Origin of the sequence: Thiothrix fructosivorans (genome assembly GCF_017349355.1) — a bacterium.
Classification (GTDB): Bacteria; Pseudomonadota; Gammaproteobacteria; order Thiotrichales; family Thiotrichaceae; genus Thiothrix; species Thiothrix fructosivorans.
In genome coordinates, this window is the sequence record NZ_JAFMPM010000006.1 from 1,871,885 (window position 1) to 1,894,476 (window position 22,592).

Here is a 22,592-nt window from a genome sequence, read left to right on the forward strand (position 1 = left end):
CGACTCATGGGATTCAAGTGCGGAATTGTTGGTTTGCCAAACGTGGGTAAATCCACCTTGTTTAATGCGTTGACCAAGGCGGGCATTCAGGCAGCGAATTACCCGTTCTGTACGATTGAGCCGAATGTTGGCATCGTCCCTATGCCTGATCCGCGTTTGGATGCGTTGGCAGCTATCGTTAAACCCATCAAAATTTTGCCGACCACAATGGAATTTGTGGACATCGCAGGCTTGGTGGCTGGCGCGTCGCAAGGTGAAGGCTTGGGCAACAAGTTTCTGGCGCATATCCGCGAAACCGACGCGATTGCGCAAGTAGTGCGTTGCTTTGATAACGATGACATTATCCACGTTGCAGGCAAAATTGACCCCGCGTCTGACATCGACACCATCAATACCGAACTGGCGTTAGCGGATTTGGATACGGCTGAAAAAGCGGTGAACCGCCTGACCCGTTCCGCCAAATCTGGCAGCAAAGATCTGGTGGCGCAAAAAGTCTTGGCAGAACGTTTGTTTGCACACCTGTCTGAAGGGCATTCAGCGCGTTCAATGGACATGACAGCGGAAGAGCGTGCCTTGGCAATCCGCGAATTCCATTTGATTACCATTAAGCCCTTGATGTTTATCGCGAATGTCAGCGAAGACGGTTTTGAAAACAACGCGTATTTGGATAAAGTGCGTGAAATTGCCGTGCGTGAAAACGCTGTGGTTGTGCCAGTGTGTGCGGAAATGGAATCCGAATTGTCGCAATTGGATGATGTCGAACGTGACGAATTCCTTGCTGGCATGGGGTTGGATGAACCGGGTTTGAATCGTGTGATTCGTGCAGGCTACGATTTGCTGGGCTTGCAAACCTATTTCACCGCAGGCGTGAAAGAAGTGCGGGCGTGGACGATTCCGAAGAAAGCGACTGCGCCACAAGCGGCAGGCGTAATTCATACCGACTTTGAACGTGGCTTCATTCGTGCACAAACCATTGCGTATGAAGATTTCATTGCTTACAAAGGTGAGCAGGGTGCGAAAGAAGCGGGAAAAATGCGGGCGGAAGGTAAGGAATACATCGTCAAAGATGGCGATGTATTGAATTTCCTGTTTAACGTCTAGAGAAGATAGCGGTGCTTGCCACTAGCCCCAGCAGGAAAAACCCGCTGATGAGTGGTAGCACCGTATTGTCGTAGGCTTGCCCGATCAACGTTCCTAACGGAATGGCGATCAGGGTAGACAGCGAGCCAATGACTGATGCGCCGATTCCGGCAATATGCCCCAGCGGTTCCATTGCCAGCGCGTTTAGATTGCCGAATAACATGCCTAATGCCAAAAATGCCAGCATGAAATACGCCATCAACAGTGCCAACGGCGGATGCCCCGCTGTGCTGTAAGTGACCAGCCAAAACGCACCCGATAGCAGCGTGAACAGCAGCAAGGCTCGCTTGGAGAGCCAGTGCATTCCATAATGCATCACCAACTTCGCATTCAGTAACGATGCTCCACCAATTGCCAACGCCAGCAAGGCAAAATACAGCGGGAAACGTTCCCCCAGCTCGTATTGAATTTGCAGGATTTGTTGCGCCGAACTCAAATAGCCCAGAAATGCGCCAAACACGATGCCGGTGGTGAGCGTGTAAATCATGCTGGTGCGATTTGTCACCACCTCGCGGAAGGCTAGCCAGAACTGCCGAAACGTGAATGGGCGGCGCTTGGCGGCTGGCAAGGTTTCCGGCATTCGTAGCCAAAACCAGCTTGCCACAATGACTGCTAACACTACAAAGACGCTGAAAATACTGCGCCAACCTGCCAGTAATAAAATACCTTGCCCTAAGGACGGTGCAATCATCGGTACGAGAATGAAAATACTCATGGTAAATGACATGACCCGCGCCATCGCCCGCCCTTCATAGCAATCGCGTACCAGCGCTATGGTTAGCACACGCGGCGCAGATGCGCCCAGCCCTTGCAAAAAACGTCCGATTAGCATGTGGGAAAAATCTTGCGCCAGCATCGACACGAGACTGCCGAGCATGAAAAGACCTAAGCCGACGTACATCAACGGCTTGCGTCCGGTTGCATCCGACAGTGGGCCAAAGAAGATTTGCCCACTGGCTAGCCCTAAAAACAGCGTGGAAATAACGAGTTGCGCATCGTTGTCATGCGCTACTCCCAAGTCTCGCCCGATGGTGCTCAGGGCGGGGAGCATCGCGTCGATGGCGAAGGCTGTCAGGGAACTGAGCAAGGCAATCAGGGCGATGAATTCGCCGAAACGGGGGAGTTTAGTGGGCATTTGGTGAGTGATTTCAGGTGGCGGGTTGAGGCGTGGTGGATTGTGGAGCTTGCTGCGCTTGCTCCCATTTCTGTAATTCTGTGCGATAAATGTCCCATACGCAGGGGGCACAACCGCTTTCGCAGCATTCGTTGGGGGCGGGTGGTTGGGGTTTGTCGTTGAGGGGTGGTGGTTGCATGAGTCATTCTCCTGATACTGTTGGCGAAACATAGCAATTTGATGTCAATAGAGCTACTTTTTTACCGAATTAGGACAATTTAAATGATGTTAACGAAACCTTTTTCTGAGGCGTGCGAAGAGAATAAAGCGCCTATTTTGGCGGTGCTTGCGCCGTTGTTATGGGATTGCCGTGCGGTGCTGGAAGTGGGCAGTGGTACGGGGCAACATGCGGTGCATTTCGCTGCCGCCATGCCGCAGTTGGTTTGGCATACCAGCGATGTGGCGGCGCATCACTCTGGTATCCAGATGTGGTTGGATGAGGCCGGTTTGCCGAATACCCGTGCGCCGCTGGCTTTGGATGTGGTGCACGATGCATGGCCTGTATTGGCGGTGGATGCGGTGTATTCTGCCAACACGGTACACATTATGGGCTGGACGGAAGTGGAGGCGTTTTTTGCCGGGGTTGGTCAGTTATTACCAGCCGGTGGTTTGTTTGTGTTGTATGGCCCTTTCAACTATGACGGGCAATACACCAGCGCGAGTAATGCGCGGTTTGATCAGTGGCTGAAGCAGCGCGATCCGCGTAGTGGGATTCGGGATTTCGCCGACCTGAACCGGCTGGCGGAACAGGCGGGGATGGCGTTTCAGCATGATTATACGATGCCGGTGAATAATCGACTGCTGGTGTGGCGACGGCGGTAGGGCGCTTGCGTTAAGGCACTATCGTCATGAATAAATACGTCAGAAAAATCACAAGATGCACCGCGCCCTGCATAACAGTGACGCGGCCTGTGCTCATCGACATCGACGCAATAAAGAGTGTCAGTAGTAGCAAGATAATGGATTTGGTTTCGAGACCCAGAAAAAGTGTCATATCCATCGTGATCGCCACTACCGCTACGACGGGAATGGTGAGACCAATCGTCGCGAGTGCTGAGCCAAGCGCCAGATTGAGGCTGGTTTGTAATTGATGGTTCGCCGCCGCCCGTAATGAGGCGAAGCCTTCTGGCATCAGCACAATCGCCGCAATAATAATCCCAACCAATGCTTCGGGTGCGCCCCATGCGATGACGTAACTCTTGACGGAGGGCGATAGCAGCTTGGCAGTTAATACCACACCGATGAGGCTGAGGATTAAGAAAAGGCTACTGATAATGAGCGTTTTAATCGGCACATCAGGCTGCGGTTCGGCGGCTTTGTGAGAGGGATTAACAAGGAAATAATCACGATGCCGCACGGCTTGGACGAACACAAATACGCCATACAGCACCAATGACACAATTGCCACAAAGCCCAATTGGCTATCGGAATAGCGAGGCCCCGGTGTGCTGGTGGTGAAATTGGGCAGAATCAAGCTAAGCACCAAAATGGTCGCCAAGGTCGTCAGGGCGGTGCTGACACCCGGCAAAATAAAGCGTTGCTCACCAAAACGGTAACACCCGATTAGAAAGCTCAAACCAATAATCAGGTTGAGGATAATCATCACGGTGGCAAACACCGTATCCCGCGCTAATACGGCAGCGCCCGTTTCCGCAACCAGCATGATCGAGACAATTAACGAGACTTCAATTACCGTAATCGCTAGGGCTAAGACCAGTGTTCCTAACGGTTCACCGATGCCATACGCAATCATTTCGGCGTGATGCACCGCTGCCATTATGCTCAAGATTAAGCCGACACCCAGTATCATGCTGTACACGCCGGTAAGTTCGAGCGGGATCAATTGCCCAGCCAGCAACAATAACGTGAAGATTGGCACGAGTAGCGCCCACAAGGGCGAGCGGTGCAGGGGTTTCGTCATGGCTTAGGGCGCTCCTCAGTCAACTTTCACTGCTGTGCCGCTCACCGTGACCATCAACATACCACCGCTATTCCCCATCGTGATGTTTTCGTAGTCAATGTCGATACCGACGACGGCGTTTGCGCCTAGGCTTTGCGCTTGGGCTTCCATTTCGGCAAAGGCGATTTCACGGGCTTTACGCAATTCCTTCTCGTAGGCGGCGGAACGTCCGCCGATAATGTCACGGATTCCGGCAAAAAAGTCTTTGAAGACGTTTGCGCCCAGAATGGCTTCGCCGGTGACGACGCCGTAGTATTGGGCGATGCGTTTGCCTTCAATGCTGGGGGTGGTGGATTGGATCATGGGACACTCCTATTTTGCAGTGATTCTTTGCGTAGATGATACAACAGTTGCAGAGAATGGCGTGTTCAGCCTTATCTGGATAGGGGTTAAGGCTGATACAATTGACCACAAAATGGTTGGTTAGAAATGGGTTAGTGATTATATGCAGCATTCCGATTTTCAAATTGGCACGGAGTTTTTTACCGCAGCCGGACGCTGGCGGTGCACTGATGTTGGCACTCGTGTGATTGTGGCGATTTCGCTAGAGCCAAGAGAAACAGTGCGTCTGTGGACGGATGCGGCAGGGGAGCGGGTGCAAGAAACCTTCATCAGTGATGACCCGCGTGACCTTATCGGGCCACCGTATAGTGTGGCGGAGTTGGTGTTTGATGAATACGATTTGGATGGTTGTTCCATTGACCCCGATGATTTTCTCTGACGGAGGCAGGGATACCATTTGTTTGAGTTTGCTATACTGAGCCATCGACATCACAGCCTGTGAGGAAATAACGTATGACAACGGTAACAATCCAAGTGCCTGATTCTGTGCTGCCTTCGCTGCACCTTGATCCGGCTGGTTTTGTGCGTGAGATGCGCCTTGCTGCTGCTATCAAGTGGTACGAATTGCGGCGCGTATCGCAGGAAAACGCTGCTGAGATTGCAGGCGTGAATCGTGCGGATTTCATCACTGCATTATCACAGGCACAGGTTTCCCCCTTTCAGTTGAACGAAGCAGAATTGCGTGAGGAGCTGCATGGACTCTGTTAAGCACAACTACACAGACAAGCGTCAGCAATGGTTGGGTGATCCGACATTGGAAGAAATCAGAGAGCGCGGGCTGGAATTGCTACGTAAAGCAATAAACGAATAATTAACCAGCTACCAACTCATCGCCCTCACACGGCTCTTGTCCACCTTGACGAGTCAGAATGCGTTTGAACGCATCCCTATCTGCTCGCTGTTGCCGTTCGTTGAAGAATTTGAGCGTATCCTCCTGAGTCGTGGGCGAAGGCAATGGGTAGGTAGCAGTTTGTTGTTCCATATACAGATTCTCCTTGTCTCGTTGCTGATGCTAGATGAAAATCCTTGAAAAATCTTGTTTTTTGGTATCATCTTTCTCAGTCACTTGGAGGTTAAACCATGATGGATGATCCAATCGTTGAAGAAGTACGCAAACATCGGCAAGCCCATGCCGCCAAGTATAACAATGACCTGAAAGCCATTTGTGCGGCATTGAAAATCCGTGAGCAGCAATCCAGCCGCAAGGTTGTTAACCGCAGTTCTCGCTTGCTGCTGAAAAAAGTCAGCTAAAGGTCAGACTCAAATGGATACGGAACACTACCGAGCAGCGGTAAAGCACGTCATTGAAACTTACGCCAGATTTCGCCCTTCTCACGGCAACATTCGGCTGGATACTGTGTTTGATGAAATTCACGACCGTTACGCACTCATGCAAGCGGGCTGGGACAGAGGCAGACGAGTACGTGGCAACCTGATCTACATCACCCTTCAGGATGGCAAAGTAGTGGTTGAATACGACGGCATCGAACACGGCATCACCGATGACTTGATCCGCCAAGGGGTAGAGGAAAAAGACATCGTGCTGGCGTTTTTGGAAGAGCGATATATTACAGCCGTCTGATATAAATTCTTGACATAGAGCAACTCTATAGATTTTGTTTTTTATATACTGGAAAGGTGGATGTCACCACATTCAGTCTCTAAAGGAGTAATTTATGGAAAGGCGGAGTTTTTTACGAATTTCTGGTGCGGCAATGCTACTGTCTCTCTTTTCCTCTAATTTGCAGGCCACTAATAGTCTATTGAATCATGGAGATATGGTTTATTTAGAGTGCCAAGGGGATGTGCCGGGAAACAAGTGGCTAGATGGCAGAACTGCCAACGGCACAGTAGGTCTTGCTCCTAACACTTCTTCGCCTTATACAGGTACAAAGTGGAAAGTTTATGAGGTCGACGATGGTATGTTTGCTTTTAAATGTATGGGCAATGTGGATGGTTCTAGGTGGTTAGATGGTAGGACGGCGGATGGTTCTGTTGGTCTCGCCCCAAAAACAAGCCAACAATTCACAGGTACGAAATGGCAAGTTTTTGAAGTCGATGATGAGATAGTCACACTTAAATGTATGGGTGAGATAGAAGGTTCTAGATGGCTTGATGGTAGGACTGCTAATAGCACGGTAGGTCTCGCTCCAAAAACAAGCCAGCAATTTACTGGTACAAGATGGAAAGTGGTAAAAGCATAAGGATCCTATGAGACGGGGTGGAAAAACCAGATTAAACTCACCCCGTCAACGCCACAAACACCTGCATCATCCTTTCCGGCAACCGCTGCACATTATCCACCACGGTAACGCGCTTGCCGAAAATATCCCGCACATATTCATCCGCTCGCGGATCAAGGCTAATGCAATAGCTGTAAATGCCTTTCTGATCCAATTCCTTCACCGCTTGCCGCGTATCTTGCGTCAATAATTGCGGGTCATCCACGTCAATATCCGACGGTTCGCCATCGGTTAAAATCAGCAGCAGTTTTTTATCCGCCTGTTGATGCTCCAGATAATGCGCCGCATGACGCACCGCCGCACCCATCCGCGTCGAATACCCCGCCTGCATGGCCGCCAGTCGCCCCTTCACCTCATCGTTCCAATGTTCCTTGAAACCCTTGATGTGCTGGTAACGCACCTCATGGCGCGTATTGGACGCAAACCCCGCAATCGCAAACGGGTCGCCCAACGCCTCAATCGCATACGCCAGCAACGACACCGCTTCCTGACTCAATTCCAGAATGCTTTGGGTCGCGCCTTCCGGCACTTCGCTGATCGAAGCCGACAAATCCAGCAACAGCATTACCGCGATATTGCGCCCGTCATGCTTGTGGCTCATATTGATGCGCGGATCAGGGTTCGCCCCGCCCTTGAAATCAATCAGGGAACGGATCGCCACATCCAGATCCAGCTCGCTGCCTTCTTCCTGATAGCGTACCCGCGTGTAATTTTGCGGCTTCAACAAATCCACAATCTGCTTCAAGCGCTTCGCCAACGCCGCGTGTTTCTGCAACAGCGCATCAATCACTGCCGGATTACCCGCCGGATGCAAACTTTCATACACGCTCGTCCAATCTGGGCGATAGGTCTGCGTGCTGTAATCCCACTCAGGGTAATGGCGTGGCGGCAAGCCCGATTGCTCGTTTTGCTGCTGGGTTTGCTTGTGTTCGTCGAAGAACTCTTCGTCGTCACTTTCCTCAATGTACTGCCACAAATGGCGGTTATCATCGCGGTAAGGAATGGCGGTATTGTTGAAATACACGCTCGGCAACTGGTCAGTTTGCAAGCGCGTCTGCGCTACAAACGAAATCGCCACAGACACCATATCCGCAGTCGTCGCGTTGCCTTCCGCCATTTTCGCGTGGAACTTGCCCGCAAATTCATTGATCTTCGCGTTCTGATAGCCATGCGCCGGATTCAAAATCGCCCAAGACAACATCGCCAACCGATGCCGGAAACACGATTCGGTCTTGGAATCGCACTCGTTTTCCAGCGGAACAGGGTGCAACGCGGTGAAAATCCGCCGCAAACCGGGGTATTCCTGCATTGCCAGATATTCCACGCGACTGTCTTCCAGCCGTTCAATAGCAATGCGCTGTTGCGGGCTGAAGTTATCCGCCACCACTTTGTGTGTCCAGCGTTGATGCGCCGCCATGTGCGCCAACACCGCGCGGTAACGGTCAATCCCTGTCACGCCATGCGCATCGTCGAACACGTCAGGAATACGCATCCCGAACTCGTCAAAATATGGCTGTTGCTCGCGCATATCGCGGAAATCCACCGAATACGGCACGAGGTATTCGTGACTTTCCCAGCAGGCTTGCAGGTACAAATTCAGCTTGCGCTCGTGGTGGGTGAATAGCGTGCCGTGGCGTTCATGCTGCAACATCGCCTTGCTGTCGGCGGATTCGAGGTTGAAATATTCCTCTTGCCGATGCGGGTGTTTACCGTAGTTGCGGATGCCGTATTCGATCCAGTTCTTCAAGCCACCCAAGGCTAACTGGCTCATTAAATAAGGCATTTGCGCCAGCAATTTCGGCAAGCCGGGGCTGGGAATAGTGGTGTGGAAACCGTGAATCGACCCCGTGGTACGATCCATCATGTCGAACACGATGGCGATATAGTTTTCCACCAACTCGGCACTACCAAAACGGCGGCTGGCTTCTGGCAAGGCTTGCAGGAACGCGGGGATGGAACGCCCGTTCGGGGTACGCGACATTTTCCACACCGCTTGGCTGACTTGCGTGAGCAAACCTTCGCCGAGACGATGTGCCAATACCGGCATTTCTTCCAGATAAGTCAGCACGGGGTCGAAACCGCGCCCGATTTTGCACACCAACGACGCACCGTCGAGGTAATCCTTGATGCCTTCCTCACTCAACAGGGCGAGTGCGTCCTGCATACAGGCGGCGAAGGCTTCATCAAGCTGCTTGAAGTTGCAGCTTAGTTGGGCGCGGTAACGGGCGATGACTTCATTTGGTTCTGACATGGTGACTCCGAGATTTACCTGCATCCTCCGAACCTCCCCCCTCCCTAACCCTCCCCCCGCAAGGGGTGGAGGGGACAAGAAACTTTCTCTTCTTCTATCTTGCTCCCTTCACCCCTTGCGGGGGAAGGGCTGGGGATGGGGGGAATGTTCGGAGTGTTTACCCAAAAATCGCGTCAATCGCGTGGTTCAGCGTGCTGCGAATATCCGCATCATCGGTAATCGGGCTAACCAGTGCCATGCGGCAAGCGTCACCCGCTGCAATCCCATCGCGCATCAAGTTGGCGGCGTATACCAGCAAACGGGTGGAAATGCCTTCATCCAGCCCATGCCCTTTCAGGTTGCGGGCGGTGTGGGCAATTCTCACCAACTTATCCGCCATTGCCGCGTCCACGTTGGCTTCTTGCTGCAAAATGGTGGATTCAACATCGGCGGCGGGGTAGTCAAAATCGAAGGCCACAAAGCGTTGCTTGGTGGACTGTTTCAAATCTTTCATCAGGCTTTGATAGCCCGGATTGTAGGAAATCACCAACTGAAAATCGGGGTGCGCCTGCACTAGTTCGCCTTTTTTATCCAGCGGCAGAGTGCGGCGGTGATCCGTCAACGGGTGAATCACGACGGTAGTATCTTGGCGTGCCTCAACGATTTCATCGAGGTAGCAAATCGCGCCAATGCGGGCGGCGGTGGTCAATGGGCCATCCAGCCAGCGTGTGCCATTGGCTTCGAGTAAATAGCGTCCGACCAGATCGGAGGCAGTCATATCTTCGTTACAAGCTACGGTAATCAGTGGCTTGCCGAGTTTCCATGCCATGTGTTCGACGAAACGCGATTTACCACAACCCGTCGGGCCTTTCACCATTACCGGCAAGCGGGAACGGTACGCGGCTTGGTACAGTTCGACTTCGCGTCCGGTGGCTTGGTAGAAGGGTTCGTGTTGGATAGTGTATTGGGTAGCGTCGGTCATGGGTGGAATTCCTGACAGAGAGATTGGGAGAAGTGGGCAGTGCGAATGCACCACCCACCTTTACTGTGGTTGCTTGCGGCTTACTTGTGAACGCCCAGCTTTTCGCGCCAGCCTGGGAACAGCTTGTCAGCATCGCCAGGGAATGACTCGAATGCGCGAGCAAATTCTTTGTGCTCTTTCGCAAATTCAATCGGGTCTGCGCCCGCTTTCCAGCACTCATAGGATTGACGCAGGGAAATCGCGCCAGCCGCTGGGCTGTCAATGTGACCGTAAGAACCGCCACCGGACGTGTTGATAACGTTACCGTGACCCAAGTTCTCGAAGAAGCCCGGCAGACGCAGTGCGTTCATACCGCCAGAGATGATTGGGGTAGTTGGCTTCATACCGTGCCATTTTTGATAGTAGACAGGCCCTTGGCACTCGTCACGTTCAATCATGTACGCGATGATTTTGTCATCGGAACCGCCTTCCATTTTGCCGAAGCCCATTGTGCCGACGTGGATACCGGAAGCACCTTGCAGACGCGACATTTTCGCCAATACAAACGCCGTGTAACCACGCTTGGAAGACGGGGAAGTGATCGCGCCGTGACCAGCACGGTGATAGTGCAGGTACTGGTTAGGGTACTGGCGACGTGCGGTAGTGATCATGCCAGGGCCGCCAACGTAACCGTCAACCAGGAATGCTACTTTGTCCGCATCTGGGCCAAACGCTTCGAGGATGAAATCAGCACGAGCGCACATTTCGTAATGGTCGTCAGCGGTGATGTTCGCAGAGAACAGTTTCGCTTGACCGGTTTCGTCTTGCGCACGTTTCATTGCGTCGTATACGAGTGGGTAAACTTTTTTCGCTGGGCAGAATACTTGGTTGCCTTGTGGTTCATCGTTCTTGATGAAGTCGCCGCCGAGCCAGAATTGGTAAGCCGCGTGAGCGAATGGCTCAGGGCGCAGACCCAGCTTAGGCTTGATGATAGTACCAGCGATGTAACCACCGTTGTTAACATCACGACCCAGAATACGCCACATGTCAGAAATGTCTTTCGCAGGACCATCGAACAACTGGATAGCGCGTGGTGGCATGAAGAAGTCGATCATTTGCGCGTGTTCAATGTCGCCCATGCCTTGGTTGTTACCGATAACCAGTGTCAGGAAAGACACCAGCATCATACGGCCATCCGTGATGTTGCGGTCGAACAGGTCAATCGGGTAAGCGATACGCATGTCTTCAGTGGCTTCGTCGATGTGGTACACCAGCGCGTCAACGCCCTTGGTGAAATCATCGGTGGTGCAAACTTCAACGTTAGTACCGGTGGAAGATTCTGCTGCCAAATGCGCAGCCGCTTCCAGATAGCCATAGCCAGCTTTTGGCTTCATTTTGTAGGCAACCAGAATGTGCCCACCACCTGCGATCAGGTCTTCTTCTTTCAGGCTCAGATCCGCGTAACGTCCAGATTGGTCCATGACTCTCTCCTCGATTGAATAAAAAGGTTTCAATAACTCTCAATGGGCGCAAGTATAAGCGATGCTTAACATAATGGAAACTCATTTATTCTTACTTAAACATCAGGTTTGGTTATGTTATGATGTTGGCAATAAACCCTGAATTTCCGAATGGATTAGTCAACATGCACATCTCATTCCGCCAGATCCAGATCTTCCAAACCGTCGCTCAAACGGAAAACTTCACCCGCGCCGCCGAAGTGTTGCACATGACCCAGCCTGCCATCTCGATGCAGGTCAAGCAACTCGAAGAAAACGTGGGTTTGTCATTATTTGAGCGACAGGGTAAGCGCATTGTGCTGACGGCAGCGGGGCGGGCAATGCATACCTACACGTGCGAAATTGCAGCGAAATATCAGGGCATGGTGGAAACGCTGGAAGAGCTGAAAAATGTGCATCAGGGCTATATCAAAGTATCGGCGGCGAATACCTCGATTTACTTCATTACGCGGATGTTGGCGGGATTTTCGCAGCAGAATGAGGGAATTACGGTTTCCCTGAATATTACCAACCGTAAGACATTGGTGGAACAGTTGCAGAATTATGAGGCAGATTTGGTGGTAATGGGTGAACCACCCGCCAATCTGGATTTGCATTCGCAACGCTTGATGTGTAATCCGCTGGTGTTGATTGCGCCTGCCAATCATCCGCTGGCAGGGCAAAAAGACATTCCGGTATCCGCGATTATTGGCGAAAAGTTTGTGGTGCGCGAACCGGGGTCGGGAACACGGGCGGCGATTGAGCGGTTCTTTGCCGAACACGGGCATACCTTTTCGAGTACGCTGGAAATGGGCAGCAATGAGTCGATCAAGTATTCGGTGATTGCAGGGCTGGGGTTGGGGATTGTGTCCTTGCACAGCATCCAGTTGGAAATAGAAACGCACTCGCTGGCGATCTTGGATGTGGTCGGTTTCCCCATCCAGCGCTATTGGCATATCGTGACGCGGGAGGGGAAATGGCTTTCCCCAGCGGCGCAGGCGTTTAAGGAGTATGTGATTGCGGAAGCGGCGACGTATTCGCAGGATTATCAGCAGTTGTTGTTGGCTTGATTTTGATGATCCATCGTGAGCGACATATCGCTTGCACTCCACCCAGCCTATACTTACACTGGCGTTATTACATTCGTACTAACGGACGACTACATCATGCTCCAAGTCAAACTCACCGCTATCGGCAACTCTGTTGGCATTGTCCTTCCCAAGGAAGCCTTGGCAAAACTGAAAGTGGGCAAAGGCGATAACCTGTATCTGGTGGAAAGCCCGGAAGGTTTCACCCTGACCCCCTATCAGCAGGATTTCGATGAGCAAATGCAGATCGCCGAAAAAGTGCTGAAGAAATACCGCAATGCTTTCCATGAGTTGGCAAAATGACTGAACCGAGATGGGTGTTGGCAGAGGTTACGCTGGCAGTGCATCAACTGTTGCTGGCAGAACACGGCGGTAGTCCGGGCATCCGTGACAAGTCGCTGCTGGATTCTGCCCTCGCCCGCCCCCAGCAACGGTTAGCTTACGAACCGGATTCAACATTGTTTGAACTTGCCGCTGCCTACAGCTTCGGCATTGCTAAAAATCACCCGTTCATTGATGGCAACAAGCGGGTAGCCTTGGCAGTGGGGGCGGTTTTTCTGGAACTCAACGGCGTTAAGCTGGATGCTCCCGAACCCGAAGCAGTCATCATGTTTGAGCAATTAGCAGCGGGAAATATTGCAGAGGCAGCACTTGCTGAGTGGTTTGAGCGATCATGTGTAGTTGAGTAATGATATTTGTTGCCTGAACCGTCCGTTTAATGATCAATCTTAAGACCGTAGAACTAAAGCATGAACGCACACGTAATGACTCTTAATGAAATCCGTCGGGTGGACATCAAAGTTCTCATTCAGGGCTTGGGCGCGGTTGGCATGGTGCGCTTTCTCCAGCAAAGCGAAACAGGTTGGGGGGACTACACTAAAGAACGCAGTCAATGGTTGGGCAATCCGACACTGGCAGAAGTCAGGGCGGATATTCTCAGGTTGAAGCAAGACCCAAGCAACCCCTTGCGGCAGCGAGTTAAATAAACACTTGCACGGGGACGCCGAAACGTTCGCTCAACGCTCGAACTTGCAAGGTATTGGCGGCAGATGAGCTTCTTCGTATTGGGCAACCAATTCACCCATGTGATCCGCCAGTGCAGCCAGAGGATGGGTTTCATCCGCTCCGCCTGCATCCAGCACGGTATCTAAGGCTTCAACCAGTGCGTTGTAGTCATCTTCGGTTTGGGGCAACAGTAGCAGCGGCGCAACATAGCACCAGTGTTCCATTGCAGTTTTAACGGCGATTGCACCCATGAGATTAGTCCTTTCAGTTGTCTTGATCGTATTCATTGATGATCAACCAGCCACTAACTCATCTCCCTCACACGGCTCTTGCCCACCTTGGCGAGTCAGAATGCGCTTGAACGCATCCGTATCGGCTCTTTGTTGACGTTCAGTGAAAAAACGGGCGGTTTTCATTGCAGCCAGCTTTTCCGCTACGGCGATAGCGATAAATTGATTGATGCTCACACCGTCATTGTTTGCCGCTTCATTGACCGCCTCTTTGAGAGAGCGGGGTAGGCGCAGAGGGTAAGTTGCAGTTTGTTGTTTCATATGCGAATTCTCCTAATGGCATCAGCGGGACGCATGGCTTGGATACCGAAACGGGCGGGGGCATCGCCATAATCGCGCAGATTGAAGGTAACAAGTATGTCTGCCCTGCCATTGATAGCGGTTTCTAGCACCATTTCATCGGCTGGGTCATGCAATTGTGGTCGCCACAAAAAGTCCATGTGGACGGGTTCGACTAATGCGATCACACCATCGACAAAAATGCTGGCTTCTTCCTTGCTCAACTGGGCTTCTGTCCAATGGCGAGTTTCCAGACATTTAGCTTCATATTCCAGTGCTAACGGAACGCTTGCCAGCAAACGGACTTGTGATGTATCCGCTGCGATTTGCAAAATAGCCGCAGAAGCTCCCGTTGGGCTACGCATGGCAGCGATGATCACATCTGTATCCAAAACACAGCGAAGCATAACATTCCTTGTTGTTTTCATCTTATATGACATCTTATATAATATCTAAGATTATGGCAAAGAGAGTTTTTGAGCAGTGAAGGGGGTGGAAGAAAAAGACATCGTGCTGGCGTTTTTGGGATAGCCGGAAATGGTAGCCGCAGCTTGACGAAAATGAATACATTAATGCACGAATTTTATCTTTATGCTAATATTTTCTATTGTTTTTATCGGATTAATTGTGGGGGTTTTATGAGGAAGGCTATATTAAGCATATTTTTGCTAATTATTTCGGCTAATAATATGTGTTTCGCGAATAAATTTAATGACCTGAAAAGTAGTTATAAAACACAACTAACAAAGTTAGGGGAGTCACCGCAAGCATATACAAATGATACTCCATCTTCTGGAGTAGAAGCTATTCAATATGATTCCAATGGGTTGAAGTTAAAAGCTTGGTTTGCGCGACCAGATAAAAAAACTAGTGAAACAGTTCCGGCAGTTATTTATCTACATGGCGGCTTCTCTTTTGGGAAGCAGGATTTTGACGATACAAAAGAGTTTTTAGATAATGGTTTCGCCGTGATGACTCCGATTTTTCGTGGAGAAAATGGCAATATGGGTAGTTTTGAATTATTTTATGGCGAAGTTGATGATGCTTTAGCGGCAGTAGATTGGCTTCAGAAACAAGATGGTATTGATAAAGATAGAATATTTATTTTTGGGCATAGTACTGGTGGTGCGATTTCAGAACTAACATCACTCTCAGATAAAAAAGGTGTTCTTCTTTCAGGAAGTTCAGGGGCTCTTTATCCGCCTCAAGTGTTTACCTCTTGGGGTGATATTATTCCATTTGATTTAAATAATAAAAGAGAGGTTTTCTTAAGAACTTTTATGTTAAATACGAAGTATATGGAGAGAAAACACATTGCCTATTTAGGGAAGGACGATATTGATAATCAACTTGTGAGTACCTATCAGAAAATAATAAGTGAAGATAAAGCTCCTTTGGAAATAAAAATGATGGATGGGGATCATTTTAGTAGCCTGCATGACTCAATTAAACAGTTTATTGTAGAAGCTAATAAGTTCTAACTACGTTAAAATCAAGGAGACTGTAAACTGAACTGTGTAACTGCTATATAACAGCGGAAACACCCGCCAAGGAGCAGTCACATGGAACCCCTGAATCCCGTCCTGATGGATGAGCTATTAACCGATTGCAAAACGCCTGCTGATGTAAAGAACCTTTACAGCCAGCTCCTGCAACGAGACTGTAAACTGAACTGTGTAACTGCTATATAACAGCGGAAACACCCGCCAAGGAGCAGTCACATGGAACCCCTGAATCCCGTCCTGATGGATGAGCTATTAACCGATTGCAAAACGCCTGCTGATGTAAAGAACCTTTACAGCCAGCTCCTGCAACGGATGATCAACCGCAGCCTCGAAGCCGAACTGGACGCGCACCTGAAATACGACAAGGGTGAGCGTAGCGATATAGGGCAACGGCGCAGCAACACCCGCAACGGTAAAGGCAACAAGACCATCAAAGGCGAGTTTGGCGAGTTGCAGGTGGAAACACCGCGTGACCGTGACGGCAGCTTTGAGCCAAAGCTGGTGCAGAAACGCCAGATACGGCTGGCAGGGATGGAAGAACACATCCTGACACTGTATGCCAAAGGCATGACCACCCGCGACATTGAAGACACGGTTAAACGGCTGTACGGGGTCGACATCTCGCACACGCTGATTAGCGAAGTGACTGAAGCCGTCCAAGGCGAAGCCAAAGCTTGGCAATCACGGGCATTAGACAACATCTACCCGATTGTCTGGCTTGATGGGATTATCGTTAAAGTTCAACAAGATAAGCAGGTCATCAACAAAGCGGCGCATGTGGTGCTGGCGGTCAACCTACGCGGTGAAAAGGACGTGTTGGGCATCTGGTTAGCAGAAAATGAAGGGGCGAAGTTCTGGCTGTCGGTGTTGACTGAACTACGCCACCGGGGCGTGCAGGACATCTATGTGGCTTGCATGGATGGCTTAAACGGCTTGCCGGAAGCGGTCAATGCCGTCTTCCCCAAAACATTGACCCAGTTGTGCATGGTACACATGGTTCGCGCCAGCTTGCGCTACGTCACTGCCAAAGACACCAAAGGTGTGGTGGCAGCCCTCAAACGCATTTACCAATCCAGTACCGCTGAAGAAGCGGAACGCGAACTGGAAGCACTGGAGACTGAATGGGGCGACAAATACAAAGCGGTCGTGCGTCTATGGCGCGGCAACTGGGCGAATGTCATCCCCTTCTTCCAGTTCCAACCCGAAATCCGCAAGGTGATTTACACCACCAATGCGATTGAGTCCCTGAACATGAGTTTGCGCAAGTTCACCCGCAATCGGCGCATCTTCCCCAGTGACAGTTCAGCCCTCAAAAGCCTGTATTTGGCGGTGCGCGAAGCCTCGCAAAAGTGGTCGGTTATCCACCACTGGAAGCCTGCTTTGCAGACCTTTTTACTGATGTTCGGCGAAGAGCGCGTCCCGCTCTCCGCCCTATGAAAATTTGTTACACAGTTTATTTGACAGACTCCCTGCAACGGATGATCAACCGCAGCCTCGAAGCCGAACTGGACGCGCACCTGAAATACGACAAGGGTGAGCGTAGCGATATAGGGCAACGGCGCAGCAACACCCGCAACGGTAAAGGCAACAAGACCATCAAAGGCGAGTTTGGCGAGTTGCAGGTGGAAACACCGCGTGACCGTGACGGCAGCTTTGAGCCAAAGCTGGTGCAGAAACGCCAGATACGGCTGGCAGGGATGGAAGAACACATCCTGACACTGTATGCCAAAGGCATGACCACCCGCGACATTGAAGACACGGTTAAACGGCTGTACGGGGTCGACATCTCGCACACGCTGATTAGCGAAGTGACTGAAGCCGTCCAAGGCGAAGCCAAAGCTTGGCAATCACGGGCATTAGACAACATCTACCCGATTGTCTGGCTTGATGGGATTATCGTTAAAGTTCAACAAGATAAGCAGGTCATCAACAAAGCGGCGCATGTGGTGCTGGCGGTCAACCTACGCGGTGAAAAGGACGTGTTGGGCATCTGGTTAGCAGAAAATGAAGGGGCGAAGTTCTGGCTGTCGGTGTTGACTGAACTACGCCACCGGGGCGTGCAGGACATCTATGTGGCTTGCATGGATGGCTTAAACGGCTTGCCGGAAGCGGTCAATGCCGTCTTCCCCAAAACATTGACCCAGTTGTGCATGGTACACATGGTTCGCGCCAGCTTGCGCTACGTCACTGCCAAAGACACCAAAGGTGTGGTGGCAGCCCTCAAACGCATTTACCAATCCAGTACCGCTGAAGAAGCGGAACGCGAACTGGAAGCACTGGAGACTGAATGGGGCGACAAATACAAAGCGGTCGTGCGTCTATGGCGCGGCAACTGGGCGAATGTCATCCCCTTCTTCCAGTTCCAACCCGAAATCCGCAAGGTGATTTACACCACCAATGCGATTGAGTCCCTGAACATGAGTTTGCGCAAGTTCACCCGCAATCGGCGCATCTTCCCCAGTGACAGTTCAGCCCTCAAAAGCCTGTATTTGGCGGTGCGCGAAGCCTCGCAAAAGTGGTCGGTTATCCACCACTGGAAGCCTGCTTTGCAGACCTTTTTACTGATGTTCGGCGAAGAGCGCGTCCCGCTCTCCGCCCTATGAAAATTTGTTACACAGTTTATTTGACAGACTCAAATCAAGGTACATGCTCGATTTGATGGGGCGTTTAGGTATAGTCTAAACGCCTATTTTAACTGTAAATGTCTCTCTAATCCAATTCCTTGCAAAACTCAAGCAACAGCATCACCACAATATTGCGCCCACGTTTACTTCGTCAAACTCGCAAACAACACCGGCAACTGCTCCGGCAACCGATCCACATGGTCAATCACCGTGTAATTATTCTGCCCGAAAATCCGCTTTACATAATCATCGGCGTGCGGGTCAAGCGTCAAACAATACGTCTGCACCCCTTGGCTATACAATTCTTCCACCGCCTTTTTCGCATCGAAGCGCAAATGCTGCGGGTCGCGCTCGTCAATATCCGCCGGTTCGCCATCCGTCACCAACAAAATCAGCTTGCGGCGTTCCGGTTGCTTGTGCAAATGGTACGCGGAATGGCGCAACGCTGCCCCCATGCGCGTGGAAAGCCCCCCCTTCATCCCCGCCAACCGCGATTTTGCTTCATCATCAAAATGCTGATTAAAATCCTTCAAGCGGAAATACTGCACATCATGCCGCCCATCCGACGCAAAGCCGTGAATCGCATACGGGTCGCCAATCCCCTCAATCGCCGTCGCCACCAGCGTGGAGGCTTCACGGGTCAATTGCAGCACCGTTTTGTCCGAACCCTTCATCGCCTCATTGGTGGATTGCGACAAATCCAGCAACACCACCACCGCCAAGTCACGGTTTTTAATCACATTACGCATGGTAATACGCGGGTTCGGCTGTTCGCCCATGCGGATCGAAATCATCGCATCCACCGCCGCATTAATGTCGATTTCGTCGCCATCTTCCAAGCCGCGTTGGCGTTGCACCCCATCGGGAGTCAGCAAGTCGATAATCTGCTTGATGCGATGCGCCACCGGACGGTAAGCGTCAATAATTGCCCGAATATCATCAGGATCACCGCGTTGCTGGCGGCGTTCGTACACCGTCACCCAATCGGGGCGATGCAACTGAATGTGGTAATCCCATTCGTGATAATGGAATGGCTCAGAAACCGGCTCTTTGCCCCACATTTCATTGAAAGTTTTGGTGTTATCGGTCAAATCGTCTTCATATGGGCGCATTTCGGTGGAACACGTCCAGATTTCCTGCGCGTCATCGCCCGCGAGTTCGCAATCAACCTCGTTCGCCATCATCATCACATTGACCTGACGACGCACCTGTCGCTGGCTGGCGGGGACGTATTCAAACCCAACATCCCACGTCATTTCTTCCATCGTCCAAACGTAGCGGTTGTCATCGCGGTACGGGATGCGGATGCGCTCCAGAATCCGCAAACTCGGCACTTCCCGCCGCCCCGCAAACAGGTTGTAAAGCTCCACGCCCATTAACCACGAGAACTGCCCATCATCCTGTTTTTCCGCGATATTGGCGTGGAATTTCGCCACGAATGCACCAATCGCCTCGTCACCCTTGCCCGTAACCTGCTCATCCAGCAACATCAACGCAATGTTTTCCAGCAAACGCATGGTCGGGTGTTCCACCGCCCCGTCATAATTCGCCGTCAGCAGCCGACTCCACAAGGTTTTCAACCCCGGAAAGGCTTGCGTGGCTTTGTATTCGACCCGCGCATCTTCCATAAAGCCAATGAAAAACAATTGCGCAGGGCTAAGCTGTTCCGCCGACAACGCCTTGCGGGTATACATCAAATGCGCTGCCATGTGCGCGGCGGTAGCGCGGTACAACTCCAGCCCCGGAATATCGCCGATGTCATCCACCGCATCCGGCATGTGGAAAATTCGGTGTTCGATGTAGGGGCGAAAATCGGTGTAATCCGCACCCGTCGGACGCAGGAAAAAGTCACGCGCCCACAACGCCCGCAGGTAGAAATTCAGTTTGCGCTGGGTTTTGACGAATAACACCCCACGCCGTTCTTTCTGCAAAGTAGCGCGACTGTCCGCCGATTCCAGATCAAAATATTTGGTTAAATTATTGAAATCACGCCGGTAGGCTTGCGCCCCAAAATTCGCCCAACGCCGCAAGCCGCTTAACGTGAGTTTGGAAAGCAATTCATCCATGTGATTCAGCATCGGGCGCAAGCCGCGTGCCGCCGTCGAGGCAAACTGGTGAATAAACGTCAGGTAGCCGCGCACCAGTTCCGCATCCCCCAAATGCCGCGACGCGGTAGGCAGGCTGGAAATCATCAGCGTAATCACTTCGCCCGACACCATCGACGACAGTTTCATCGCGGACGTGACTACATCGGGGATAATGTCTTCGCCGCATTCTTTGGCAACGGCAGGCATTTCCTGCAAATAGGTAATGATCAGCTCTTTGCCGCGCCCCAGCTTCTGGATGGCTTTCGCACCGTCCAGATAATCCTGCAATCCGGCTGGCGACATTACCCGTGTGGCTTCCTGATACGAACCATCCAGTACGTCATGAACTTCTGGGGTCAGTTTTTCCAGAAACTCGCGGTATTCCTCAAGATGAATTGCCATAGTTGCTACCTGTTGATACTTGCACTCCGAACCTTTCCCCCCATCCCCAGCCCTTCCCCCGCAAGGGGTGAAGGGAGCAAGATGGAAGAGGGGCGTGCTTCTTGTCCCTTCCCCCCTTGCGGGGGAAGGTTAGGATGGGGGTCTTCTTCTTTTTTACCCAAAGAACGTCTGCACCGCCGCATTCAGCGTATCCCGCATATCGGGATCGTCGGTCAACGGTGTCACCATCGTCATCGAGCAGGCAGCCAGCGGCGTAACGCCCTTGCTAATCAATTGTCCTGCGTACACCAGCAAACGGGTGGAAATCCCTTCATCCAGCCCGTGACCTTTGAGGTTACGCGCCCGATGGGCAATTTGTACCAGCTTGGCGGCAGTCTTTTCATCCACGCCCGATTCTTTGGCAACAATCGCTACTTCAATCGCTTCACGCGGGTAATCAAAATCCAGCGCACCGAAACGTTGCTTGGTCGATTGCTTCAAATCCTTCATCAAGCTCTGGTAGCCGGGGTTGTAGGAAATCACCAACTGGAAATCAGGGTGCGCTTCGATCAACTCGCCTTTTTTATCCAGTGGTAAACTGCGGCGGTGGTCGGTCAGTGGGTGGATGACGACCGTGGTATCTTGCCGCGCTTCCACGACCTCATCCAGATAGCAAATCGCACCAATGCGGGCTGCGGTTGCCAATGGGCCGTCTTGCCATTTCGTGCCATCTTTGTCGAGCAAGAAACGCCCCACCAAGTCGGAGGCGGTCATGTCTTCGTTACACGCCACGGTGATCAGTGGGCGTTTCAGCCGCCATGCCATGTGTTCGACGAAACGCGATTTGCCGCAACCCGTGGGGCCTTTGAGCATCATCGGCATCCGTGCGCTGTACGCGGCTTCGTAAAGCGCGATTTCATCGCCGACGGCTTCGTAGTATGGCTCGTGTTTTACGATGTACTGGTTTGGGTCAACGGATGCAGACATGGCTAATCCTCTTATTTGTCGTCTTCGAGTTCGTGTTCGCCGCACCAGCCTTCCGCACGGGCTTGTTCGATGGCAGCACCGTGAATGCGTTGATGGCGTTCGGCTAAATCGGGTGGTAAGTGGCTGACTAAACAACCGTATTTGTCCCACTCGGCATTGACCTTCTGTAACACGGAGTCAATCCCGGCTAGGTTCCAGCCTTCACAGGTTTGCGTTTCTGGCAAAATGCCAAAGACCCAAGCGTCGCGGATAATCTTGCCGATGGTGGTCATGCCACCTTGCAGATCCTTGTCGATACCGATGTAAGTGTTGGGTTTGTTCATGATTGCCTTTCTGTATTTTGTAGATGGGGCGTAGGGGCAGACCCCCGTGTCTGCCCTGATTAGGGCGCACACAGGGGTGCGCCCCTACGGGAAATTACCTAGACGGTTTTACCCCGGAAGATAACCATCGAAGCACCCGCACATTGTGCGTAGTTGTCCAAACCGAGCAAACGAACGTGGTTGTTCGGGTGCGCCGCATGGCAGTTTTCGAGTTCTGCCAGAATGGTATCGACGTTGGTTTCACCGAACATTGGCAGCTTCCACATATACCAGTAGCTGCCAAACGCATTTTCTGGCTCAGTGTGTTCGATGGACGGGTTCCAGCCTTTGTTAACGATGTACTGGATTTGCTTGCGCGTTTGCTCCGCACTCATCGCTGGCAGGTAAGAGAAAGTTTCAAACTTGCGGCTGTCTGTATTGCTCAAGCTTGATTTGTAATCTTGCATATCACTCATGTGATGTACTCCAAAATAA

The 22,592-nt window shown here is 51.6% G+C and carries 29 protein-coding genes; 14 read left to right on the forward strand and 15 right to left on the reverse strand.

Features of this window, described 5'->3' with window-relative positions:
* The first annotated feature begins 6 nt into the window (after window positions 1–6).
* Complete coding sequence (gene ychF, locus J1836_RS12540; RefSeq protein ID WP_207251400.1) at window positions 7–1,101, forward strand: redox-regulated ATPase YchF; 1,095 nt, start codon at window positions 7–9, stop codon at window positions 1,099–1,101.
* On the opposite strand, the gene J1836_RS12545 is transcribed toward ychF, so the two are convergent.
* Entirely contained in the window at window positions 1,091–2,275 is a 1,185-nt protein-coding gene (locus J1836_RS12545) for a multidrug effflux MFS transporter (RefSeq protein ID WP_207251401.1), read from the reverse strand. The two genes, ychF and J1836_RS12545, sit on opposite strands and share 11 nt — an antisense overlap.
* 13 nt (window positions 2,276–2,288) lie before the next feature.
* Window positions 2,289–2,453, reverse strand: a complete 165-nt coding sequence (locus tag J1836_RS12550) for an oxidoreductase-like domain-containing protein (protein ID WP_207251402.1) — start codon at window positions 2,451–2,453, stop codon at window positions 2,289–2,291.
* An 83-nt stretch (window positions 2,454–2,536) separates the two neighbouring features.
* Here J1836_RS12550 and J1836_RS12555 point away from each other — a divergent pair, with 83 nt between their 5' ends.
* The gene (locus J1836_RS12555; protein WP_242632816.1) at window positions 2,537–3,136 is read left to right on the forward strand and encodes a DUF938 domain-containing protein; all 600 of its coding nucleotides are present in this window, start codon (window positions 2,537–2,539) and stop codon (window positions 3,134–3,136) included.
* A gap of 10 nt (window positions 3,137–3,146) precedes the next feature.
* On the opposite strand, the gene J1836_RS12560 is transcribed toward J1836_RS12555, so the two are convergent.
* Together J1836_RS12560 and J1836_RS12565 are read right to left on the reverse strand one after the other, a co-directional pair.
* Entirely contained in the window at window positions 3,147–4,235 is a 1,089-nt protein-coding gene (locus J1836_RS12560) for a calcium:cation antiporter (RefSeq protein ID WP_207251403.1), read from the reverse strand.
* Window positions 4,236–4,250: 15 nt separating this feature from the next.
* Window positions 4,251–4,577, reverse strand: coding sequence for a heavy metal-binding domain-containing protein (locus J1836_RS12565; protein ID WP_207251404.1), 327 nt, complete (start codon window positions 4,575–4,577; stop codon window positions 4,251–4,253).
* Between the two features lie 142 nt (window positions 4,578–4,719).
* Between J1836_RS12565 and J1836_RS12570 the strand changes: the two genes are divergently transcribed.
* Together J1836_RS12570 and J1836_RS12575 are read left to right on the forward strand one after the other, a co-directional pair.
* Window positions 4,720–4,995, forward strand: coding sequence for a hypothetical protein (locus J1836_RS12570; RefSeq protein WP_207251405.1), 276 nt, complete (start codon window positions 4,720–4,722; stop codon window positions 4,993–4,995).
* Window positions 4,996–5,069: 74 nt separating this feature from the next.
* Window positions 5,070–5,324 carry a UPF0175 family protein gene (locus tag J1836_RS12575; protein ID WP_207251406.1) on the forward strand — a complete coding sequence of 85 codons (255 nt, stop codon included), beginning with the start codon at window positions 5,070–5,072 and terminating at the stop codon, window positions 5,322–5,324.
* Window positions 5,325–5,427: 103 nt separating this feature from the next.
* On the opposite strand, the gene J1836_RS12580 is transcribed toward J1836_RS12575, so the two are convergent.
* Window positions 5,428–5,598, reverse strand: coding sequence for a hypothetical protein (locus J1836_RS12580; protein WP_207251407.1), 171 nt, complete (start codon window positions 5,596–5,598; stop codon window positions 5,428–5,430).
* A 98-nt stretch (window positions 5,599–5,696) separates the two neighbouring features.
* On the opposite strand from J1836_RS12580, the gene J1836_RS12585 reads away from it, so the two are divergent.
* The 3 genes from J1836_RS12585 to J1836_RS12595 all read left to right on the forward strand — a co-directional run bounded on the left by J1836_RS12585 (window position 5,697) and on the right by J1836_RS12595 (window position 6,820).
* Window positions 5,697–5,867: a hypothetical protein gene (locus J1836_RS12585; RefSeq protein WP_207251408.1), complete on the forward strand. Its 171-nt coding sequence runs from the start codon at window positions 5,697–5,699 to the stop codon at window positions 5,865–5,867.
* 13 nt (window positions 5,868–5,880) lie between these two features.
* Window positions 5,881–6,198, forward strand: a complete 318-nt coding sequence (locus tag J1836_RS12590; protein WP_207251409.1) for an element excision factor XisI family protein — start codon at window positions 5,881–5,883, stop codon at window positions 6,196–6,198.
* A 94-nt stretch (window positions 6,199–6,292) separates the two neighbouring features.
* Window positions 6,293–6,820 (forward strand): hypothetical protein, encoded by a 528-nt coding sequence (locus J1836_RS12595; RefSeq protein WP_207251410.1) that lies wholly within the window; start codon window positions 6,293–6,295, stop codon window positions 6,818–6,820.
* Window positions 6,821–6,857: 37 nt separating this feature from the next.
* Here J1836_RS12595 and J1836_RS12600 read toward each other — a convergent pair whose 3' ends face one another.
* The 3 genes from J1836_RS12600 to J1836_RS12610 form a co-directional block, all read right to left on the reverse strand.
* Window positions 6,858–9,110: a nitric oxide reductase activation protein NorD gene (locus J1836_RS12600; RefSeq protein ID WP_207251411.1), complete on the reverse strand. Its 2,253-nt coding sequence runs from the start codon at window positions 9,108–9,110 to the stop codon at window positions 6,858–6,860.
* A 157-nt stretch (window positions 9,111–9,267) separates the two neighbouring features.
* Window positions 9,268–10,071, reverse strand: a complete 804-nt coding sequence (locus J1836_RS12605; protein ID WP_207251412.1) for a CbbQ/NirQ/NorQ/GpvN family protein — start codon at window positions 10,069–10,071, stop codon at window positions 9,268–9,270.
* Window positions 10,072–10,151: 80 nt separating this feature from the next.
* On the reverse strand, window positions 10,152–11,531 hold the full coding sequence (locus tag J1836_RS12610) for a ribulose-bisphosphate carboxylase (RefSeq protein ID WP_207251413.1): 1,380 nt from the start codon (window positions 11,529–11,531) through the stop codon (window positions 10,152–10,154).
* Window positions 11,532–11,695: 164 nt separating this feature from the next.
* Between J1836_RS12610 and J1836_RS12615 the strand changes: the two genes are divergently transcribed.
* From J1836_RS12615 to J1836_RS12630, 4 genes are all read left to right on the forward strand, one after another.
* Entirely contained in the window at window positions 11,696–12,619 is a 924-nt protein-coding gene (locus J1836_RS12615) for a LysR family transcriptional regulator (RefSeq protein WP_207251414.1), read from the forward strand.
* 96 nt (window positions 12,620–12,715) lie between these two features.
* Window positions 12,716–12,940 carry an AbrB/MazE/SpoVT family DNA-binding domain-containing protein gene (locus J1836_RS12620; protein ID WP_207251415.1) on the forward strand — a complete coding sequence of 75 codons (225 nt, stop codon included), beginning with the start codon at window positions 12,716–12,718 and terminating at the stop codon, window positions 12,938–12,940.
* A complete protein-coding gene (locus J1836_RS12625; protein ID WP_207251416.1) occupies window positions 12,937–13,326 on the forward strand; it encodes a type II toxin-antitoxin system death-on-curing family toxin in 390 nt (129 codons plus the stop codon). The genes J1836_RS12620 and J1836_RS12625 overlap by 4 nt, the downstream gene beginning before the upstream one ends.
* 60 nt (window positions 13,327–13,386) lie before the next feature.
* Complete coding sequence (locus J1836_RS12630; protein ID WP_207251417.1) at window positions 13,387–13,623, forward strand: hypothetical protein; 237 nt, start codon at window positions 13,387–13,389, stop codon at window positions 13,621–13,623.
* 30 nt (window positions 13,624–13,653) lie between these two features.
* On the opposite strand, the gene J1836_RS12635 is transcribed toward J1836_RS12630, so the two are convergent.
* The 3 genes from J1836_RS12635 to J1836_RS12645 are packed head-to-tail and all read right to left on the reverse strand — an operon-like array spanning window position 13,654 to window position 14,618.
* Window positions 13,654–13,893, reverse strand: coding sequence for a hypothetical protein (locus tag J1836_RS12635; RefSeq protein WP_207251418.1), 240 nt, complete (start codon window positions 13,891–13,893; stop codon window positions 13,654–13,656).
* Between the two features lie 42 nt (window positions 13,894–13,935).
* The gene (locus J1836_RS12640; RefSeq protein WP_207251419.1) at window positions 13,936–14,193 is read right to left on the reverse strand and encodes a toxin-antitoxin system HicB family antitoxin; all 258 of its coding nucleotides are present in this window, start codon (window positions 14,191–14,193) and stop codon (window positions 13,936–13,938) included.
* On the reverse strand, window positions 14,190–14,618 hold the full coding sequence (locus tag J1836_RS12645; protein WP_207251420.1) for a putative toxin-antitoxin system toxin component, PIN family: 429 nt from the start codon (window positions 14,616–14,618) through the stop codon (window positions 14,190–14,192). Before J1836_RS12645 ends, J1836_RS12640 begins: the two co-directional genes overlap by 4 nt.
* A 69-nt stretch (window positions 14,619–14,687) precedes the next feature.
* Between J1836_RS12645 and J1836_RS12650 the strand changes: the two genes are divergently transcribed.
* From J1836_RS12650 to J1836_RS12660, 3 genes are all read left to right on the forward strand, one after another.
* Window positions 14,688–15,692: an alpha/beta hydrolase gene (locus J1836_RS12650; RefSeq protein ID WP_207251421.1), complete on the forward strand. Its 1,005-nt coding sequence runs from the start codon at window positions 14,688–14,690 to the stop codon at window positions 15,690–15,692.
* Window positions 15,693–15,932: 240 nt separating this feature from the next.
* Complete coding sequence (locus J1836_RS12655) at window positions 15,933–17,153, forward strand: IS256 family transposase (RefSeq protein ID WP_207249428.1); 1,221 nt, start codon at window positions 15,933–15,935, stop codon at window positions 17,151–17,153.
* A 20-nt stretch (window positions 17,154–17,173) separates the two neighbouring features.
* A complete protein-coding gene (locus tag J1836_RS12660) occupies window positions 17,174–18,319 on the forward strand; it encodes an IS256 family transposase (RefSeq protein ID WP_307792577.1) in 1,146 nt (381 codons plus the stop codon).
* Between the two features lie 164 nt (window positions 18,320–18,483).
* Here the strand turns inward: J1836_RS12660 and J1836_RS12665 are convergent, their stop codons facing one another.
* The 4 genes from J1836_RS12665 to J1836_RS12680 all read right to left on the reverse strand — a co-directional run bounded on the left by J1836_RS12665 (window position 18,484) and on the right by J1836_RS12680 (window position 22,573).
* Window positions 18,484–20,829: a nitric oxide reductase activation protein NorD gene (locus J1836_RS12665; RefSeq protein WP_207251422.1), complete on the reverse strand. Its 2,346-nt coding sequence runs from the start codon at window positions 20,827–20,829 to the stop codon at window positions 18,484–18,486.
* A 153-nt stretch (window positions 20,830–20,982) separates the two neighbouring features.
* Window positions 20,983–21,795 carry a CbbQ/NirQ/NorQ/GpvN family protein gene (locus tag J1836_RS12670; protein ID WP_207251423.1) on the reverse strand — a complete coding sequence of 271 codons (813 nt, stop codon included), beginning with the start codon at window positions 21,793–21,795 and terminating at the stop codon, window positions 20,983–20,985.
* An 11-nt stretch (window positions 21,796–21,806) separates the two neighbouring features.
* Window positions 21,807–22,118: a hypothetical protein gene (locus tag J1836_RS12675; RefSeq protein WP_207251424.1), complete on the reverse strand. Its 312-nt coding sequence runs from the start codon at window positions 22,116–22,118 to the stop codon at window positions 21,807–21,809.
* A gap of 98 nt (window positions 22,119–22,216) precedes the next feature.
* The gene (locus tag J1836_RS12680; RefSeq protein WP_207251425.1) at window positions 22,217–22,573 is read right to left on the reverse strand and encodes a ribulose bisphosphate carboxylase small subunit; all 357 of its coding nucleotides are present in this window, start codon (window positions 22,571–22,573) and stop codon (window positions 22,217–22,219) included.
* Window positions 22,574–22,592: the final 19 nt, after the last annotated feature.